This is a genomic window from Methanosarcina mangrovi (assembly GCF_052057765.1).
Classification (GTDB): domain Archaea; phylum Halobacteriota; class Methanosarcinia; order Methanosarcinales; family Methanosarcinaceae; genus Methanosarcina.
Genome location: NZ_CP195120.1, coordinates 4,535,614 through 4,554,868 on the forward strand (window position 1 = coordinate 4,535,614; position 19,255 = coordinate 4,554,868).

Annotated in this window: 16 protein-coding genes; 10 read left to right on the forward strand and 6 right to left on the reverse strand. The window is 44.0% G+C overall.

The window, feature by feature from the left end; translation table 11 throughout:
- Window positions 1-91: 91 nt before the first annotated feature.
- Window positions 92-298, reverse strand: a complete 207-nt coding sequence (locus ACSAZL_RS20065) for a hypothetical protein (protein WP_440946331.1) — start codon at window positions 296-298, stop codon at window positions 92-94.
- A 158-nt stretch (window positions 299-456) separates the two neighbouring features.
- Window positions 457-732, reverse strand: coding sequence for a hypothetical protein (locus ACSAZL_RS20070; protein ID WP_440946332.1), 276 nt, complete (start codon window positions 730-732; stop codon window positions 457-459).
- A gap of 460 nt (window positions 733-1,192) precedes the next feature.
- Between ACSAZL_RS20070 and ACSAZL_RS20075 the strand changes: the two genes are divergently transcribed.
- The 4 genes from ACSAZL_RS20075 (at window position 1,193) to ACSAZL_RS20090 (ending at window position 7,208) form a co-directional block, all read left to right on the forward strand.
- Window positions 1,193-1,999, forward strand: coding sequence for an IS5 family transposase (locus ACSAZL_RS20075; RefSeq protein ID WP_440945022.1), 807 nt, complete (start codon window positions 1,193-1,195; stop codon window positions 1,997-1,999).
- A gap of 76 nt (window positions 2,000-2,075) precedes the next feature.
- A complete protein-coding gene (locus ACSAZL_RS20080) occupies window positions 2,076-2,486 on the forward strand; it encodes a hypothetical protein (RefSeq protein WP_440946333.1) in 411 nt (136 codons plus the stop codon).
- A 218-nt stretch (window positions 2,487-2,704) separates the two neighbouring features.
- Window positions 2,705-4,546 carry a glycine--tRNA ligase gene (gene glyS, locus ACSAZL_RS20085; protein ID WP_440946334.1) on the forward strand — a complete coding sequence of 614 codons (1,842 nt, stop codon included), beginning with the start codon at window positions 2,705-2,707 and terminating at the stop codon, window positions 4,544-4,546.
- A gap of 160 nt (window positions 4,547-4,706) precedes the next feature.
- The gene (locus ACSAZL_RS20090) at window positions 4,707-7,208 is read left to right on the forward strand and encodes a DEAD/DEAH box helicase (protein ID WP_440946335.1); all 2,502 of its coding nucleotides are present in this window, start codon (window positions 4,707-4,709) and stop codon (window positions 7,206-7,208) included.
- A 292-nt stretch (window positions 7,209-7,500) separates the two neighbouring features.
- On the opposite strand, the gene ACSAZL_RS20095 is transcribed toward ACSAZL_RS20090, so the two are convergent.
- Window positions 7,501-7,683, reverse strand: coding sequence for a hypothetical protein (locus tag ACSAZL_RS20095; protein WP_440946336.1), 183 nt, complete (start codon window positions 7,681-7,683; stop codon window positions 7,501-7,503).
- 75 nt (window positions 7,684-7,758) lie between these two features.
- On the opposite strand from ACSAZL_RS20095, the gene ACSAZL_RS20100 reads away from it, so the two are divergent.
- Window positions 7,759-7,980, forward strand: a complete 222-nt coding sequence (locus tag ACSAZL_RS20100) for a hypothetical protein (RefSeq protein WP_440946337.1) — start codon at window positions 7,759-7,761, stop codon at window positions 7,978-7,980.
- 757 nt (window positions 7,981-8,737) lie between these two features.
- Here the strand turns inward: ACSAZL_RS20100 and ACSAZL_RS20105 are convergent.
- Window positions 8,738-9,418, reverse strand: coding sequence for an Sjogren's syndrome/scleroderma autoantigen 1 family protein (locus ACSAZL_RS20105; RefSeq protein WP_440946338.1), 681 nt, complete (start codon window positions 9,416-9,418; stop codon window positions 8,738-8,740).
- A gap of 245 nt (window positions 9,419-9,663) precedes the next feature.
- Between ACSAZL_RS20105 and ACSAZL_RS20110 the strand changes: the two genes are divergently transcribed.
- The 4 genes from ACSAZL_RS20110 to ACSAZL_RS20125 all read left to right on the forward strand — a co-directional run bounded on the left by ACSAZL_RS20110 (window position 9,664) and on the right by ACSAZL_RS20125 (window position 14,171).
- Window positions 9,664-9,936, forward strand: coding sequence for a UPF0147 family protein (locus ACSAZL_RS20110; RefSeq protein WP_048064806.1), 273 nt, complete (start codon window positions 9,664-9,666; stop codon window positions 9,934-9,936).
- A gap of 706 nt (window positions 9,937-10,642) precedes the next feature.
- Entirely contained in the window at window positions 10,643-11,374 is a 732-nt protein-coding gene (locus ACSAZL_RS20115; RefSeq protein ID WP_440946339.1) for a haloacid dehalogenase, read from the forward strand.
- 398 nt (window positions 11,375-11,772) lie between these two features.
- Window positions 11,773-13,392, forward strand: coding sequence for an O-phosphoserine--tRNA ligase (gene sepS, locus ACSAZL_RS20120; protein ID WP_440946340.1), 1,620 nt, complete (start codon window positions 11,773-11,775; stop codon window positions 13,390-13,392).
- Between the two features lie 29 nt (window positions 13,393-13,421).
- Entirely contained in the window at window positions 13,422-14,171 is a 750-nt protein-coding gene (locus ACSAZL_RS20125; protein ID WP_440946341.1) for a DUF169 domain-containing protein, read from the forward strand.
- Between the two features lie 106 nt (window positions 14,172-14,277).
- Here ACSAZL_RS20125 and ACSAZL_RS20130 read toward each other — a convergent pair whose 3' ends face one another.
- Together ACSAZL_RS20130 and ACSAZL_RS20135 are read right to left on the reverse strand one after the other, a co-directional pair.
- The gene (locus ACSAZL_RS20130) at window positions 14,278-14,994 is read right to left on the reverse strand and encodes a DnaJ domain-containing protein (RefSeq protein WP_440946342.1); all 717 of its coding nucleotides are present in this window, start codon (window positions 14,992-14,994) and stop codon (window positions 14,278-14,280) included.
- Window positions 14,995-15,076: 82 nt separating this feature from the next.
- On the reverse strand, window positions 15,077-16,498 hold the full coding sequence (locus tag ACSAZL_RS20135; protein ID WP_440946343.1) for an Hsp70 family protein: 1,422 nt from the start codon (window positions 16,496-16,498) through the stop codon (window positions 15,077-15,079).
- 783 nt (window positions 16,499-17,281) lie between these two features.
- Here ACSAZL_RS20135 and thsB point away from each other — a divergent pair.
- The gene (gene thsB, locus ACSAZL_RS20140; RefSeq protein WP_440946344.1) at window positions 17,282-18,940 is read left to right on the forward strand and encodes a thermosome subunit beta; all 1,659 of its coding nucleotides are present in this window, start codon (window positions 17,282-17,284) and stop codon (window positions 18,938-18,940) included.
- Window positions 18,941-19,255: the final 315 nt, after the last annotated feature.

The window sequence follows — 19,255 nt, forward strand, 5'->3', positions numbered from 1 at the left end:
GGGCTGTTTGTTTAACATTTGCAAGCCCTGGTTCTTTTTGATTTGATAACGCTTCTTTTTGTTTGATAATGCTTTCTTTTAGTTAGAATGTTTATTTTTGATCTGATTTTGATCTTGATACTTCTTCTGGTTTGGGAATGCTTCCTCTTATGGCTATCAACTGGTTATTTAATTCCGGTTCGCTTTTTGCACCTGAGGATTTTTGAAACAGGCGGGGTATTGGAAGAGGGTGCTTGATCCACCCTGTGTTGATTATTTCAACCCCAGGCATTTTGAGGCCAGACTTGAAGTATCCCACGGGTCCACCTCAGATTTAACCCGAAACATTCTGTTTCAGTAGAAGCATTTTTTTTCAATTCAAACTCTAAAGGAGGCGAACATGCGGACCCATATTGGCCGCACTTTCAAATTACAGGTTTAAAGTACAGCTTTAAAGTGTGAGTTTAAAGTACAGCTTTAAAGCACATGTTTAACCGTATATTCATACAGGTGATAAACACTTAAAGAGAACATTATCACCTTCATTGTTAGAAACTCCAGACTGTGAAGCCATTCCCCTATCTCCACAATCGTTTCCGGATGTAAATTTTTCTTTTCCAATACGGTTTTTACAATTTCGTGTAAACTTTTTGCTAACATTTTGTCATAACCCCACTGATAATGTATTCCATCAGACGTTGACTCAGAATATTCCCTGTTTGAAAATACCCTGCGTGAGATATATTCCAACATAGTCTCAAAAAGGAGCCTTCTGTTTAAAGGCATCCTTCATAGTATACACTATCCGACGTAATCTCAAAGAGGCATCCCCATATTGAAAATGCCTTACTTAACCCCACCGACTCTAGCTTTAGAAGCTTGTCATATTAAAAGTTGTTGAGCTTGTATAAGAGAATTTTATATGATCACTCAAATAATATCCAGACCCTCCAATGAACCTTTTGATCAAAAATTAGGAAAAAGAAGCTGAATATTAATAGTAAAAGAAGATAGCAACGAAAACAGGATAGAATTTACGAACCCGAGGTCGAAAAAAGAAGGCAACGATGGGTGTTAATTCCCAACCTGCATGATACATGCAAAGCGAAACTTAAGCGCAAATCCGGTTGAGGACAAAAGGAAACGATAGGATTGAGTAGATCTAAGAGGCTGTCTTAAAATTAAATAATCCTTTTCTCTTGGTTTTTCTTCGATGTCAAAACGATCTATAAGGCTTCCTTATCCCAGTGATTTATCCAACAGAGAATGGAAAATAATTAATCCTTATTTTCCTGATCTCAAAACAAATCGAGGTAGAAAACGTGTTCATTCTTATCGAGAAATATTGAATGCTATCTTCTATTTGTTACGTTCTGGTTGTGCTTGGCGAATGCTACCTCACGAATTTCCACCCTGGAAAACTGTTTACCATTACTTTCGTCTTTGGCGTATTTATGGAATTTGGGAACATATCAATACTGTTCTGAGAATAGAACTGAGAATTGCATATGGTAGAGAACCAGAGCCAAGTGCTGCAATTTTAGATAGCCAATCTGTTAAAACCACAGAAACTCCAGGAGTCCGTGGGTATGATGCTGGCAAGAAAGTGAAAGGGAGAAAGCGTCACATTCTGGTAGATACAATAGGGTTACTGTTGATGGTTGTGGTTCATACAGCAGATATCCAGGATCGAGATGGTGCTAGACTTGTTCTGGAACAAGTTAATGGAGCATTCCCTCGATTACAGCTTATTTGGGCTGACGCTGGTTATTCAGGTAAACTGATTGAGTGGGTCAAGATAACATGTGGATGGGTACTAGAAATAGTTAAGCGTAGAGATAATATCAAAGAATTTCAAGTACTTCCACATAGATGGATAGTAGAGCGGACGTTTGGATGGCTAGGTAGATATCGAAGGTTAAGTAAAGACTACGAAGGATTAACAGAATCAAGTCAAGCATTGATATATGCGGCTATGATCAGAATAATGATTAAAAGAATCGCTAATATCAAGAATTAAAGAGAAGGAGAATAATTTTAAGACACGCTCTAAGAAAAACACAAATGAAATTCTGGATATAAACATAATAAGAGATTTGAGAAAAATTGGCCAAATTGAGTTTACTATAAATTACTTAGCAAATGACGTTTACAAATGCAAGCAAGAAACTGTTCGGTCTAAAATGAATACATGGAGAAATTTTGGGATTATCGAGAATATCGGAAAAGAAAAGGGAAGAAACAAACCTGTCAACAAATATTGCATCAATGACATTACAGTAGCAAAGTATGTATTGTTTGAAACTTCACTTGAGAAATTTATAGATACAAAACTCAAATTTTGTCCACGTTGCAAAGCTACTTTACTGCGAGACTGGGACAAAAAAGAAACAAAGGTATGTCATCACTGTTCTACTGAAATCTCTTTTTCAGATCGAATGATCGAATCAAGACAAAAAACGATATTAGATTATTCAGGGCAAAAAAAGTTATACGATTTTGAATAAATATTTCAAATTCTTACTTAGCCCAATTTAGCTTTTTGTTATTCTTCATTTTCGAAACCTCTATCTCCGAAATCCTCCATCCCCCCTCAACCCTCTCGTCATCTCAGAGCAGTGCAAATTTAATATAATGATTTCCTTTATCCATCTATTATTTCGAACAAGTCAAAAATTCACAATTACCCTATATCCCCCCGATCAATTTTACGAGGATTTATAAAATGGACAAATACGAGAAAGTATTCGAGCTGGCAAAACGCCGCGGCTTTTTATGGAACTCCTTTGAGCTGTATGGCGGAAGCCGGGGATTTTATGATTACGGGCCGCTCGGGAGCACGCTGAAGAGGCGGATTGAGCAGGTCTGGAGAGAGTTTTACGTTATCCAGGAAGGGCATATGGAAATCGAGTGCCCGACCATAGGGATTGAAGAGGTCTTTATTGCATCCGGGCACGTCGGAGGCTTTTCTGACCCCCTGTGTGAGTGCATGAACTGTAAAGAGGCATTCCGGGCTGATCACCTTGTGGAAAACGTAACTGAAGCGGCAGGGACGCTGAGCGCAGAAGAACTTACGAAAGTTATAAGGGAAAAAGAAATCAGGTGTCCCGAGTGCGGCGGAGAGTTCGAGGAAGCTTATGAATTTAACCTGATGTTCAAGACCACAATAGGGCCCGGGACCGGAAGGCAGGGATACCTCAGGCCGGAGACGGCGCAGGGGATGTTCGTGGACTTCCAGAGGCTGTCCCGCTTCTACAGGGATAAGCTGCCTTTCGGAGCAGTGCAGATCGGCAAGTCTTACAGGAACGAGATTGCGCCAAGGCAGGGTGTGATAAGGCTCAGGGAGTTTACCCAGGCTGAGTGTGAGCTCTTCGTTGACCCCAGGAACAAGAAACATCCCAACTTCGGGCGCTTCGCAGACAAAGAGCTTGTTCTTTATTCGCAGGCAGCCCAGCAGACGGGCGAACCTGTCAGACTGACCGTGAGGGAGGCTGTAGAGACCGGTGTCATCGCCCATGAGATTCTGGGCTACAACATCGCGCTCACAAACGAGTTCCTGACAAAAGTAGGGATCGACCCTGCAAAACTCAGGTTCAGGCAGCACCTGACAGATGAGATGGCTCATTATGCAATCGACTGCTGGGACGCCGAGATCGAAACGGACCGCTTCGGCTGGGTCGAGATCGTGGGCATCGCCGACAGGACGGATTACGATCTCAAAGCCCACGCAAGGGTCAGCAAAACCGATCTCTACGTTTATGTGGAATACGACGAGCCCAAAATGGTTACCCGCTTTGTCGTAAAACCGAACATGGGTAAACTCGGCCCCCTCTTCAAGGGAAAGGCAAAAGCCGTTGCGGAAGCCTTAAAACGGCTTTCGGAAGAAGAGCTCTCAAAAGACCAGATAAAGGTCACCGTGGACGGAGAAGAGCTGACTGTCAGTCCGGACATTGTGGACTTTGCCGAGGAGACCGTAAAAGTCAGCGGAGAAAACGTCATTCCTCACGTGATTGAACCTTCCTACGGGATAGACAGGATCTTCTACGGGGTCATGGAACATGCCTTTGACGAAGAAATCGTTGCCCAGAAAGCAGCCGAATCCGGACTTAAAGGTGCAGGAGAAGCAGAAGGGACAGAGGATGCAGGAGAAGGATCCGGAGAAGCAAAGGGTGAAAGCGAAGGAGAAGGCGAAGAGGAAGCCCGCCTTATCATGCACTTCTCAAGCGCCGTTGCTCCCGTGCAGGTAGCAGTTCTTCCGCTCCTTACAAGAAAAGAGCTTGCAGACCCGGCAAAGGAGATTGTTGCAAAACTCAGGGAAAAGACCCTGCTTGTCAATTACGACGACTCCGGGACTATCGGGCGCCGCTACAGGAGAAACGATGAAATAGGGACTCCTTACTCGGTAACCGTGGACTATGACACCCTTCAGGACGGGACTGTCACAATCAGGGACAGGGACTCCATGCGCCAGGTCCGGGCTCCGATCAACGGGATCGAAAACGTGCTCTATGAGCTGATCTACAGGGGCAGGGATTTCGAATCCGCAGGTAAGCCCTTTAACTTCTAAAATTAAGGAATTAAGGATCCTACTTAATTCCTGAGCTGCGGGCTGAGAAGCCTACAGCAAAATATTTAATTTTTTATTACTTTTTTATAATTGAAATAAAGCTCTGAAACAAAACAACCTTGAAAAAAACAAGGCTGAGACAAAAAAAACCTGAACCAAAATGAACGAGAGTCTTTTTCCTGAGAAACCGGCATGCATGAAGCATCCGTTGATTAAGCCCGACACAGTTGAGCAGAGGCTTTACCAGCTTAACCTTGCAGGAAAAGCTCTTGAAGGGTCAAGCCTTGTCGTGCTTCCCACGGGGCTTGGAAAAACTATAATAGCTCTTTTTGTAATTGCCTCCAGACTCCAGCGTTTCGGGGGAAAAGCCCTGATCCTTTCGCCTACAAAACCCCTTGTAGACCAGCATGCTGCTTTTTTCAAAAAGGTGATGGCCCTTCCCGAAGAAGAGATTCTGGCTTTTACAGGCAGCATTGCCCCGGCTGAACGGGAAAAGCTCTGGGAACAGGGAAAGTTAATAGTATCCACTCCCCAGGTGATCGAAAACGACCTTCTTACGAAAAGGATCAGCCTTGAGGACGTAAGCCACATCACCTTTGATGAAGCCCACAGGGCTGTTGGAAATTACGCTTATACCTTTATTGCGGAAAAGTACTTTGAGAGCGCAAAAAATCCCCATATACTCGGAATTACCGCAAGTCCGGGCAGCTCGGACGAGAAAATCGCAGAGGTCTGCCAGGCTCTGCACGTTGAAAACGTAGCTGTGAAAACCGAGAAAGACAGGGACGTTCGCCCTTATGTCCAGGAAAAAGAAATAGAGTGGCTCCAGGTCCAGCTCCCTGCCGAAATGGCCGAAATTCGGGGCTATCTGGAAAAGATCCTCGATGACCGGCTCAGAATCATAAGGGATCTTGGCTTTTCCGCAGGCGGTGGAAAATACATCTCCAAAAAAGACCTCCTGCTTCTTCAGAAACAGCTTCAAGGAGAAATCCGTGTTGGAGGAGACCCTGCGATTTTCTCTGCTATGTCTGTGGTCGCCGAGATGATGAAAGTAAACCATGCAGTGGAAATGGTGGAGACTCAGGGACTTGAGACTCTCAGAAAGTACCTGGAAAAACTGGATGCGGAAGCTTCTTCAAAAAATGCGAGCAAGGCTGCAAAAAGGCTCATGGACGACCTTTACATGAGAAAAGCCCTGTACAGGGTAAAGGAATGCGACATTGAGCATCCCAAACTCGAGCTTGCCCGGAAGATCGTATCCGAACAGCTGAAGGAAAACCCCGATTCCAGGGTAATTGTGTTTACGAACTACAGGGATACTGCCGAAATAGTGGCAAATGCCCTTTCCGGGGTTTCCGGAATTATTCCGATCCGTTTTGTAGGGCAGGGTTCGCGCAATAAGGACAAAGGGCTTACGCAGAAGCAACAGGCGGAAATCCTGGATAAGTTCAGGGCAGGAGAATACAATGTCCTAGTAGCCACTTCAGTTGCTGAAGAAGGCCTCGATATCCCCGCAACGGACATGGTGTTATTTTACGAACCCATTCCTTCGGAAATCCGCAGCATCCAGCGCAAGGGCAGGACCGGCAGGCAGCAAAAAGGCCGAGTAATTGTGCTTGTGACAAAGGGCACGCGGGACGAAGCCTATTACTGGAGCAGCAAAAATAAGGAAAAAAGGATGCTTAACAGCATGCACGGGCTTGAAAGCGCCCTCACCCTAAAGGCCTCAAAAAAGAGTGCAGCACTTTCGGATTTCGAAAACCTGCCCTGTACTTCAGCCCCGCAACTGAAAAAGGAAGAAATGGAAATGGAAATTGAAAAAGAAGAAGAGGATGAAGAAGGGGACAGTTTCGAGAACAGAACAGATCTATACTCGGAAAAAAGCTCATATCCTGAAATAGGCGTAAACGGGGATGGCAAGAAGAGCGGAAATGAACAAGCTGATATAAACGCAAAAGAGAGGCAAAAAACCCTTGTGGATTTCGGAACCGCATCCGAAGAAAACGCAAGCGAATCCCTCAGAATAGTGATAGACCACAGGGAGACTAAAAGCGGGGTTGCAAAAACCCTGGACAGGCTCGGCATGGAACTCAGCTTTGCGGCGCTTGAAGTAGGGGACTATGTGGTAAGCGACCGCCTTGCTGTGGAAAGAAAGCGCACGGATGACTTTACAAGTTCCCTGATCGACGGAAAGCGCAACCTTTTTGCCCAGCTCTCAGACCTTGCGAGAGTATATGAAAAACCTGTCCTGATCATTGAAGGGGAAGATCTTTTCACTTCCAGGCAGATCAATCCGAATGCCATTTATGGTTCACTCGTGTCCATTGCAATCGATTTTGGGGTATCCATTCTCTATTCCCGGGATGAGGAAGAAACAGCTTCTATTTTAAAGGTGCTTGCAAAACGCGAGCAGACAGAGAACAAACGTGAAATCAACCCGCACGGGAAGAAATCTGCCAGCACTCTTGTCGAGCAGCAGGAATATCTTATTTCTTCAATTTCGAATATAGGGCCGAAAGCCGCCAGAAACCTCCTTTTGCACTTCGGCTCCGTAAAGGCAGTCCTGCAGGCTGATACGGAAGAACTCAAGAAAGTAAAACTAATAGGCCCAAAGACCGCAGCCAGGATAAGGGAAGTTCTCGAAAGCCCGTATAAAGGTTGATGAACCTGAAAATGAGAAACTCCGCGTATATATGAAAAAGATCTGCACATATATTGAAAAAGTCCGCACATATGAAAAAATATTTAGACATATTAAAAAATAAAATTTAATGATCCCCGGAGACTGAAGCTGAAAAGACCCATGATGACGATTAGGAGGAAGCCGGCAACAGAATCGGAGGAAAACCGCATACCATAAAGCCTGCAATAACAGTATTCAACTGTAGACTCCGGGAAAAACGTTTTTAACAAGGAATTCCCGAGGGAATTCCCGCGAGAAAAAACCTGTCCTATCAATACCTTTTGACGTCGCAGAATATTTTTTCGAGACGCCGCCTGTGAACTGTGCACTTTGGCTCAGGCAGCACACCCAGGAGGATAAAAACCCATCCCAAAGGGAAGAGAAGAATCATCGCTCCAAGCAGCCTCAAAAAGGTAAACAGATACGAAAGCAGGTCTTTGTATACCTCTCGCATGCTTTCATCACCTCTCAATATACATTTATCGGGTCATAAAATATAAACACTCCTAAAAGAAATTTATGATAAATCATGATAGATCTGTTGAGCTTCAAAATACCGGTTTTGAAAAAAAGGGCAAAATTCTTAACAATAAATAATGATAGAAAAAACACCCTTCCAGATCACTTTGCGGAAGTTAACGGAGTTAAGAGTAAAACCAGTATCATATGGCAAAGACGAATACTTTTTAAAAATGATACCCCTGTGGAAATGAAAACCAGGAAAGAGGATTCCTGTAATCAAAAAGCGTAAAACTATAATGAAAGATCAGGAAATATGGGAGAAATAAAAACTATTGGATATATAATAGATATATATTGAAATTATAATTAAAACGCCTATATACAAATGGAAGAAATACCTTGAATAAAGCCCAAAAAAGCAAAATCGGCATCAATCGACGTTTGCCGCAGGTATAGGAGGAAAGGGGTGCATATCGAGACCGGAGTTTCCAGAACAAAAGCTTAGGTTTTTCAGCGAAAGTCTCGCCAGTCAGGGCATATCAAACTTTTTAAGGACGAAAAAGGAACGGGAAAATCCAGATTCCTCAAGCAAATTTATAAAAGAGCTGCTTTTTCCAGTTTTTAGCCTGAAAATCGTCTTTTTTGCTCTCTCTGCCCTTTGAATGCTTTTTTTCTACCACTCAGTTATATTATGGCCTCTTCTTCCAATTATTAGAGATATATGCAATCTTTTTTACCTAGCTTCCTCTTTTATTTGAAATTTTTCAGTATATATTTAACTCCGCATATTTTTAGCACTATTTCTGCACATTTGCACATTATTAAACTGAATTTATCATTTAATTACAGTTGATTTAAATTTATCGTTTAATTACAGTTGATTTAAATTTATCGTTTAATTACAGTTGATTTAAATTTATCGTTTAATACAGTTAATTTAAATTTATCGTTTAATTACAGTTAATTTAAATTTATTAGATTTCTGGCTCGCCCAGCCTGATCCTATCTATTTCAGCTTTGTCTGCAGTTAGATTTTTACAGTTAGATTATATCTGCCTCAAACGTTCTATCAGCCCGATGCCTTTTTCGATCAGCTCAAGCTGCTCAGCAATGCTGCGCGGGTTCTTTTCATTCTGAAGAGAAGCTGCAATACCGACCATCTTTTCAAAGAGAAGGTTTTCCAACACCTCACGGTCTCCATGAGCTGTAGAAACCATTGCCTGTTCCGTCCTTTTCTCTGCCCGGACCGGAGGAGCAGCCTGAACTTCGGGAAACGTTCTTCGTGCGGCTTCAGCTTCGTAAGGTGGTTCCGGAATCTCTTCTTCCGCAGATTGGAGAGTTTTATCTTCTTCCCCCTCGGTATCCGGGGCTCTTTGCCCGAACCTCGTTTTCGGTCTGCGTGCCTGTACTTTCTTTCTGGCCTCAAAAGAAGATCTATCTCGTTCAGGTGAAGATCTGTCTTGCTCAGCCGGATATCTGTCCCTTTCTGTTGAAGATCTGTCTCGTTCAGGTGAAGATCTGGCTTCTGGAGCCTGGACTTCTGCCGCAGGTTCTGGAGTCGGTGTTTCTTCCCCTTCTTCCCGGACGTCACAGATCGGGCAGATTACCGTGCCCTGGTAACGAAATTTTGGGGCTCCGCAGACCTTGCAGTGTTCGGCAAGCATTGTGCCCCCGAGTTCCAGGAAACGGGCTATTCGCTTTACTTTTTTGTCTCTGTCAGAATCCATATGCCTAACCTTCCTTTTTGCACAGTTTTTCACTCATATTATAAGATTTCTCGTGTAACTCCCCCTATATGAAACTACCTTTATCATGCGTAAAAAGGAAATGGGCTGTTTATGGAATCGCAAGGAGAAAACACTGACACAATCGGGTTCATGGATTACCGATAATATTTTATATAACTAGCCTGTCTTACACTAATTTATTAGCTCTAATTTTTACATCATAATTGACTGCGAAGGTGATTCAAATGTCATCAAATGATTCAGCAGAAGTTATCAGACAATGTCTTCAGGTCCTTGACAGCATAACCAGTGACTCTTCAGTTCCAAGAAATATCAGGCGTTCTGTGAATGAAATCATGGATATCCTGAACAATGAATCCGAACCCCTGTTCCTTAGAGCAGCATCAAGCATTTCAATTCTCGAAGATATAAGCAACGACCCGAACCTCCCTCTGCACACAAGGACTCTGATATGGAACCTTTCAAGCCAGCTTGAAACCATTCCGGTAGATGAGTAAAACAAGAAAAACAAAAGAATTCTTCTTAATCCTGTAAAAAGGATTTTCTCCGAGGGCTCCCTAGAGAAAAAATTTAGCTCCCGGAAAGAAAACACGCTCAGATTCGTTCCTTGAGATGATTCTGTTAAAAATCTCGAACTTTATCTGATTCTAAATTAAGAACCGCCAGGAAGCGACTTGGTAATTCTGATAGTCGCCTCCAGCTGATTTTAGAATTAACTCAGAAGATCAGGGATACCGATAAGGTAAAAACTTTTTTCATCTTTTTTAATCTAACTTCGATGTTTTTTCGGTCTTTTTAATCTAACTTCGATCTTTTTCCGGTCTTTTTTCGATCTAATTTCTACTTTTTCCATATTTTTCCGAGTAGAATTAAATTCGGATTATGACCAGGGCTTCAAAAGAAAAATAAATGCATAGAGTTTGTTCGTGAAAAAGGAACTAAAAGAGGGATAAAGATATAAAGAACCTCAGAATCATCATATACATATAAAAGAATTAGAGAGTGATTCAGGCAAGAGAGTAAGGCTACAGACATAAGATAGTCAGAAAGAAATCATGGAAAGAATACAGTCAAAAGGAAATTCAGAAAAAATGCCTCCAGAAAGAAATCAAAAAGAATACAATCGGAAAGAAATTCAGGAAGAAATTTTCGATGGGGGCATGGGAGCTTAAAAAAGCATATAAAAATTAAAAACACATCTAAATGCATAGAAATAGGGGACAACATGATACAGGTGAAGAGCCAGCAGGCGGAAAGCCAGTGTCACAGAAATGCAAAATGCTTACATGGGGGGCAAAAGTAATGCTGGAAGAAATTTCTACCCAGATAAGGGACAATTTTGAGACTAAAGATAAGATCAGAGAGGAAGGACTGAAAATTTCAAGGGAAATCGTCAGGGAATGCAGGATAGCAAGCTTTGCCCTGCATGCGAGGGACTTTGAAAAAGCAGATAGAAGCATAGATGCGGCTGGAAGGGCCTTAAAGAAACTTGAATCCCGGTTCGAAGGGCATGCTGATATTTACCATGCCGGCTTTGTAGAACATGCCCAGCAGGAATATTCGGAAGTTGCAGTCCTCTACAGTCTCTTAAAGGACGAAGGAAAGACACAGAACCTTCCGTCCCCGGATGAACTTGGAGTTGAGTATGCTGCCTATCTTAACGGGCTTGGAGATGTAGTGGGAGAGATCCGGAGGCATGTCCTTGACCTTATAAGGGGAGAGTCCTTTGAAAAGGCCGAAGTATTTTTAGGGATCATGGAAAATATCCATGCAGTCCTTATGGACTTTGACTACCCTGATGCAATAACCGGCGGGCTCAGGCGAAAGACCGATGTCTCCCGCTCCCTGATAGAAAAAACACGCGGTGATGTGGTAAACTCAATTCAGCAGAAAAAGCTTGAGCTTGCGATGAAGAGCCTGGAATCCAGGTTGTAAGACAGCCGGACTGTAAGACAATCAGACTGTAAGACAATTTACTATTTCACTCCCTAGCAGAGCTGCATGAGAAAGAGAACTAAATTAGTTTCACAATAACCATTAAAATCATTTACTATTCAGTGCAGTTACATTACAACTTACATTGTTAATTACAGCTTAGCAGGGTTAATCACAATTTAGCATGGTTAATTATAACTTGGCGTGATTAACTACAATTTAACATGATTGATTGCAGCCTGGCATGGTTACCTAAAATTTAGCAATCAGCTTCCTGAAGCCCGTTATTCGATGTGCTTCACATGGCTGCCAGACAATTCGACATATTCATATAAATGATAAAACCGTAAGGGTCTGATAGATCCAGAATTCTAATAATCAGTTACAAGAGGATATCCATGAGATTTGATCCAGAAAAAATAAAAAAAGATGCAAAGGAGAATTTTGACCTTGCCTGGAACGAGGGTAAAAAAATGGTCAAAACCCCTACCCTTAACGAGCGCTACCCGAGAACCACCTTAAAATACGGGAAGGCTCACCCCGTTTATGATACAATCCAGAAACTGAGAGAAGCCTATCTGCGCATGGGCTTCGAAGAGATGATGAACCCTCTTATAGTTGATGAAAAAGAGGTCCACAAGCAGTTCGGAAGCGAAGCCCTCGCAGTCCTTGACCGCTGTTTCTATCTTGCAGGGCTGCCCCGCCCGAATGTGGGGATTTCTGACGAGCGCATTGCACAGATAATGGAAATCCTGGGCGATATAGGGGACGAAGGTATAGACAAAATCAGAAAAGTCCTCCACGCTTACAAAAAAGGGAAAGTCGAGGGAGACGACCTGGTACCCGAAATCTCGGCAGCCCTCGAAGTTTCGGATGCCCTTGTAGCCGACATGATTGAAAAGGTCTTTCCCGAATTCAAAGAGCTTGTAGCCCAGGCAAGCACAAAAACACTGCGCAGCCATATGACAAGCGGCTGGTTCATTTCCCTTGGTGCTCTCCTCGAGAGAAAAGAACCCCCGTTCAATTTCTTCTCTATAGACCGCTGTTTCAGGAGGGAACAACAGGAAGACGCTTCCAGGCTCATGACCTACTACTCGGCTTCCTGTGTTATTATGGACGAGGATGTGACCGTAGACCACGGAAAAGCAGTCGCCGAAGGGCTTCTTTCCCAGTTCGGCTTTGAAAAGTTCCTCTTCAGACCCGATGAAAAACGCAGCAAGTACTATGTGCCTGACACCCAGACCGAGGTCTTTGCCTTCCACCCGAAACTTGTGGGTTCGAACTCCAAGTACTCGGACGGCTGGATCGAGATCGCAACCTTCGGGATCTACTCCCCGACAGCCCTCGCAGAATACGACATTCCGTACCCTGTCATGAACCTGGGACTCGGGGTTGAGAGGCTTGCCATGATCCTCCATGACGCCCCTGACATCCGCTCCCTGACCTATCCGCAGATTCCGCAGTATAGCGAATGGGAGATGTCGGACAGCGAACTTGCAAAGCAGGTCTTTGTGGACAGGACCCCGGAAACCCCCGAAGGACAGGCAATTGCAGATGCCGTGGTCGCCCAGTGCGAACTGCACGGGGAAGAGCCAAGCCCCTGTGAATTCCCTGCCTGGGAAGGGGAGGTTTGCGGGAGGAAAGTAAAAGTCTCCGTAATCGAGCCCGAAGAGAACACAAAACTCTGCGGACCTGCTGCCTTCAACGAGGTTGTTGCCTATCAGGGAGATATCCTGGGCATCCCGAACACAAAGAAGTGGCAGAAAGCCTTTGAGAACCACTCCGCAATGGCAGGCATCCGCTTCATAGAAGCCTTTGCTGCCCAGGCTGCCAGGGAAATTGAAGAAGCTGCGATGTCCGGAGCAGAGGAACATATCGTCAGGGTAAGAATTGTCAAGGTCCCCTCTGAAGTCAACATTAGAATAGGCGCTACTGCCCAGCGTTATATCACGGGTAAAAACAAAAAAATAGATATGAGAGGCCCGATCTTCACCTCCGTAAAAGCGGAATTCAGGTAAAATAAGCAGCAAAAACAGGGATTGGCTGTATGCAAAAAGAAAGAGTACCGTTTTCAGGATACCCGGAACTCAGGCGGTTGATGGAAACAGGAGAACCTGTCTGCGTTACCTTTGAAATAAACGAAGGGGACAGAAAAGAAGTAATCAAGGAAGCAGTACCATTCCGGGGAACAGTACCACTCCAGAAAGCAGTACCCGAAGGAAAAATAACCGGAAAAGGAAGTGAAGAGCTTCCTGAAAAATCCGGCTTTCTTTTTTGCGAACTTGTGCAGAAAGCCCGTATGGGAGAGAAGTTCCGGATTTCCGGACAGAGCTGCTCTCCCGGAGATTATGTCCTTGGGCTCTCTGAGGAAAGCCCTGCTGGATATTATCTTAAGTCCGGAAGATACAGGGATATTCAGGCTGCAGAAAAGGCAGCCCTATCTCTTCCAAGATTAAAGAGAAAGTTTTGCTCCATCTTGATCGAACCTCTATCCCTTAACAGGGGTACCTTTGATGTGCTAATTCTTTTCCTTAAACCTGAGAAAGCCATGCGAATTGTCCAGGCGAATGCCTATCCCGAAGGGGAGAGGACAGTGATGGACACGATGGGGGCAGCTTCAATCTGTGGAGACTGCACCGTACTGGCTTTTGAAAAAGGAATGGGGTTATCTTTCGGGTGCAAAGGGTCAAGAAAACACAGCGGATACGAAGATTTTGAAGTTCCTCTTGGAATCGCTTTTGAAAAAGTAGAGGAAATCGAGGAAGGGCTTTCAGAGCTTCCCGAAACAACGCAGTAAAAAGCACTCCATAAAGAATGAAGAAATAAAGAAGAAATAAAGAAGAAATAAAGAAGAAATAAAGAAGAAATAAAAGAAGAAATAACAGGCATCTGTTAACTTTTAATCATATTACTCTAGCAAAGAAGTCCACCACACTTTCGAGCCCTATAGCTTTTAACTGACCAGGAGAAACAACTGCAACGGTTGCCAGCAGAAAGATAAGGACGAGAGCGAAGGCAAATGTCTTCACTAAAAATGAGCCAGCTGAAAAACGCTTTTTGCGCTGGCTGTCATCGACTTTTTCTGTAAGACCCTGATAACTGACTTTTACACTTGACCAGTCGGCATTATCCACTTTTGCGTTTCCTGACAGGTCTCCCTCTTCAGAATCCTGGCTTTTTCCGGAATAGACATATTTGGACCAGTCAACAACCTCGGTTTCGGGAGAGGAATCGGAATGGACAGAGCTCAGGGGGTCACTGGAAGATTTGAACGAAACGTAGGAGATTGTAGTCGACCTGAAAGGAGATTTGGAGCCTGACGGCATATCGGGAACCTCCGGAACCGGAGATTCCTGGATAACTTCTCGGTTACTTGGATTCTCGGAAGTGGCAGAAATTTCCGTTGCCTTTTCTTCCGGGGGCAAAGACATATCATATGCTTTTCTTTTTTGAGGATCTTTGAGAATTTCGTAAGCCTCTTTGATTTTTATGAACTTTTCATGGGCATCAGGGGACTTAGCTCTGTCCGGATGATATTTCTTTGCAAAATAGTGATACCTGTTTTCGATCTCCTCAGGACTCGCACCTCTGGGAATATCGAACAACTGATAATAGTCCACTGCTTTTCACCCTCTGAACCTGTAGATCTAGTGTCGAGCTGTTAATCGATTTTTATTGTTGAGCTATCAACCGCTTAAGCGATTAATCGTTGAGACCTTCGGGCCTTTCGATAGTAACACTTCGCATGATACCGGTCCCAAGGTCTTTTGCTGTAGCATTTATTATTCCGTTAGCGTCAATATCAAAAATAACCTCTATACGCGGGATGCCTTTTGGGGCAGAGGGGATGTTATCGAGCACAAGCATTCCTAAGGTAACATTTTTTGATGCAACTCGTTCTTCTCCCTGAAGGATTTTACCTCTCACAACTCTCTGATTATCGTAATGTGTGGTGAAGGTTTTACTGTTTCTTGTGGGAATTGTTGTGTTCCTCGGAATTATTGGCGCCATCAAATCTCCCACGGTTTCAAACCCGAGAGTGAGAGAGGTCACGTCAAGAAGCACAAGGTTGCCTGCGTCAACATTTTCTCTGGAAGACTTAAGAAACTCGTTTCCAAGGATTCCTGCCTGAACAGCAGCCCCCATTGCTACCACTTCGTCAGGGTTGATGTTCTGAAGAGCCTTTTTTCCCATGAAATCTTCTACGGCTTTCGCTACGGCAGGGATTCTTGTAGAGCCGCCTACAAAGATTACTTCATCAATTTCGGAGGGAGAAAGCTTTCCATCCTGCAGGGTTTTTTCCATAATTGATAAAGTTTTCTTAACAAGGTCTTCTGTCATCCTGTCAAACTGGTCCCTCGTTACATCTATATCCAGGGTTTTACTTTCAAAAACGTAGGGCAGGTTAACATTTGCGGTTGTGAGAGTGGACAGATCAATCTTGCAGCGTTCTGCTGCCTCTTTAACACGCTGCATCGCCTGGGGTATACCTGAGAGGTCTGTGCCTTCGGCTTTCTGGAACTCAGCAAGCAGGTGTTCAACAACCTGCCTGTCGAAATCATCACCGCCAAGTTCGGTGTCCCCGCTGGTAGCCAGTACTTCGAAAATTCCGTTTTTAATCTTAAGAATTGAAACATCAAAAGTACCGCCCCCAAGGTCGTAAACAAGAATTTTCCGGTTGTCAACTCCGTCTTTCAGGCCGTAAGCGAGCGCAGCTGCGGTAGGTTCGTTTATGACTCGAAGAACTTCCAGACCTGAAAGTTCACCTGCTTTTTTTGTGGCAAAGCGCTGAGAATCGTTAAAATAGGCGGGGACAGTAATTACCGCTTTTTCGACGGCATCCCCTAGATACTTCTCTGCATCATGTTTCAGTTTTTGAAGAATCTTTGCGGAGATTCCATGAGGAGTATATTGCTCGCCATTCAGGGGTACTCTGTAATCGGATTTCCCCATATGCCTCTTTATGGATTGAACGGTATTTTCAGGGTTTGAAATAATCTGCCTTTTAGCAAGGTCTCCTACAAGCAACTCGTTCTTCTTTGAAAAACCTACAACTGAAGGCGTAAGCCTTTTTCCTTCGGAATTGGTAATGACCTTGGGTTCACCAAGCTCAATTATCGCCATACAGGAATTGGTTGTTCCCAGGTCGATGCCCAGGACTTTTCCTCTGCTATTTGCCGTTGGAGCACCCCCAAAATTTGTATAATGTTCCCAAGAGATATTAATTTTTCTATTACAGTCATGACTATATATGCTGATTTAAATGGAAGAGATTAAACAAAGAAAGAATATAATATTTACTAAGACATAAAATATTCTTCTTTATATTTTTTAGTAATACAAAGGAAATGAGATTAAAAAAGGTTTTCGCTGGAAGAGAAATAATCTGGCAACTCAGTGTCAAAATCCTAAACCATTTCAAAGTTTTCCCCACATTTGAATATTCTTTACAATTATCGAAAAGAACACGAAGTTAAGTGGAAGTAAGTGGAAATAAGTTGAACAAAATAGCCAGAATCTGAATTACAGTTATAAAATATTCTGAGAAAAATCATGAATACAGATGAAAATATTTTTTTGAAAAAGGAAGTAAGGTTATATAAGCAACTAGACAAAGTTGCATCAGAAGTGAGACAAAGTTGTATAAAAATTAATGAAATAAATTTTAGGACTTTTCTGGAAAAATGGAGGGATGAATTATAACCAGAACTCTTTACTCTGAGATTTTCCGTAAAGAAATCCGGTATAAAACGAGTCCATTCCAGGCTGTTTTTTAAAAGAAGCAAATCCCAGGGCATACTTATTACGGAGAGAACTGCGGGATGAGTTTATATAGAAGTACAAACATGTAAAATGCGATTTTAATTCCAGAGATATTCCAAATTCACACTAATGGAGGATTAAATCATGGCAGGACAGCCAATATTCATTTTGAAAGAAGGAAGTAAGCGAACCAGAGGCAGGGATGCCCAGAGTAACAACATTATGGCTGCAAAGGCAGTAGCCGAAGCGGTCAGAACAACCCTCGGGCCCAAAGGCATGGACAAGATGCTCGTGGACTCCATGGGTGACGTGGTCATCACAAACGACGGGGCAACCATTCTCAAAGAGATGGACATTGAACACCCTGCAGCAAAGATGGTAGTAGAAGTATCCAAAACCCAGGACGAACAGGTCGGAGACGGAACTACCAGTGCAGCCGTGGTCGCAGGCGAACTCTTAAAGAAAGCTGAAGATTTAATCGAGCAGGAAATCCACCCGACAATTATTGCGTCCGGGTACAGGCTGGCAGCCGAAAAGGCAGTAGAAGTCTTAAACTCCCTGGCAATGAACGTGGAGATGTCCAACCGTGAACTGCTTGTCAGCATTGCCGAAACCGCCATGACCGGAAAAGGTGCAGAGGCCTCCAAGAAACTCCTCTCCGGAATTGCCGTTGATGCTGTCACAAGCGTTGTCGACACAAACGGTAAGAAGACAATTGACAAGGACAACATCAGCGTCGTCAAGAAAGTCGGCGGCAGGATCGAGGATTCCGAGCTTATCCCGGGCATGATCATCGACAAGGAAAGAGTTCACACAAACATGCCTGAAAAGGTCAAGGACGCAAAGATTGCCCTCCTGAACAGTGCAATCGAACTTAAAGACACCGAAGTGGATGCAGAAATCTCAATCACCTCTCCTGACCAGCTCCAGTCTTTCCTTGACCAGGAAGAAGCCATGCTCAAGAAGATCGTCCAGAAGGTAATCAGCAGCGGCGCAAACGTTGTCTTCTGCCAAAAGGGCGTTGAAGACCTTGCCCAGCACTACCTTGCAAAAGCAGGCATCTTCGCTATCCGCAGAGTCAAGAAGAGCGACATGGAAAAACTCGCAAGGGCAACAGGCGGCAAGCTCATCACCAACCTCGACGAGATCACCCCCGAAGACCTCGGTTTTGCCAGGCTCGTTGAAGAGAAGAAGGTTGGAGGCGACAGCATGACCTTTGTCACAGGCTGTGACAACCCGAAAGCTGTTACCATTCTGTTGCGCGGCGGCACAGAACACGTGGTTGACAGTGTCGACAGCGCTCTTGAAGACGCCCTCCGTGTAGTAGGAGTTGCAATCGAAGACGAAAAGCTCGTTGCAGGCGGCGGCTCTCCGGAAGTTGAGGTTGCCCTCAGGCTCCAGGAATACGCAGCAACCCTCGAAGGCAGGGAACAGCTTGCAGTTAAAGCCTACTCCGAAGCTCTCGAAGTTATCCCCAGGACCCTTGCAGAAAACGCAGGTCTTGACCCGATCGACATGCTCATGGAGCTGCGTTCCCAGCACGAGAAAGGCATGAAGACCGCAGGCCTTAATGTTTATGAAGGCAAGGTCGTTGACATGTGGGAAAGCTTCGTAGTCGAACCTCTCAGAGTCAAGACCCAGGTCATCAATGCAGCCACAGAATCTGCAGTTATGATCCTCAGGATCGACGACATCATTGCTTCTACCCGTGCAGCAGGCCCAAGCCCTGAAGAAATGGGCGGAATGCCACCAGGAATGGGCGGAATGCCGGGAATGGGCGGAATGCCACCAGGAATGATGTAAATTCCTGAAAAATAAGAAAGACCTAAAACTGATTGAATCGAAAAAGGTGCAGTTTTCATACTGCTCCTTTTTTAAAGTTCAATCAAAAAACATTTCAAGCCTGAAAGCCTGTTTTCCGGCCTCTCACCGGAAAAATCCATGTGAATCTTCGTTCTCTTTTTCTCTCAGGCTTGTTTTTTAATCTCGTTTTAATTCTCTTTTCCAGATCTCTTTTCAGCTGATATTCAGGCTTTTGAAAGCTTTTTTAAGGGATTATAAAAAGTAAAAAACTGTTTTAATTCTCAGGCAGTAAGTCCCTGCCCTCAAGTCAGCGGA